General features: G+C 63.1%; 2 pseudogenes. Both read right to left on the bottom strand.

Features of this window, described 5'->3' with window-relative positions:
• Positions 1 to 264 (bottom strand): annotated as a pseudogene (locus J5M71_RS28655) (glycosyl transferase); the annotation flags it as partial.
• Positions 261 to 439, bottom strand: a pseudogene (locus J5M71_RS28650) (glycosyltransferase family 2 protein); the annotation flags it as partial. The pseudogenes J5M71_RS28655 and J5M71_RS28650, both read right to left, overlap by 4 nt.

Genomic DNA, 439 nt, shown 5'->3' with positions numbered 1-439 from the left:
GGTCATGAACTGGCCAAACACCCGCCAGTGGCTCGGGCGCAGGTCGTCGCGCCGGCTCCACGCGGCCAGCCGCTGCTGGTACTGCCAGGCACTGCGCCGGGCGACGCGGCCGAACAAAAAGAAATACAGCACGATGCCATAAAGCAACGGACTGAGCAGGCGGCGGCCGAGGACTTTGGCGGCGAACGCGGTGAATTTCATCAGCAGGAAACTGCCGCGCTCTTCGCGGTCGGCCCAGTGCTTCTTGTCGACTTCTTCGCTCATGGTTTCCACCGCCGCCAGAGGATCACCGGCCAACGCAGCAACATGCCGAAGAACAGCCGCGTGTGCATGCTGGAAATCAGCGCGTTGTCGTGGAACAGGCGAAAGTGCGATACACCGTCCAACGGGTAATGCACGCTGGTCTGCAGCCAGCGCATCGGCTGATTGCGCCAGGCCA

Origin of the sequence: Pseudomonas sp. 43(2021) (assembly GCF_017490805.1) — a bacterium.
Lineage (GTDB): Bacteria > Pseudomonadota > Gammaproteobacteria > Pseudomonadales > Pseudomonadaceae > Aquipseudomonas.
Note: the sequence above shows the minus strand (reverse complement) of the source record. Positions and strands in the feature narration are given on the sequence as shown.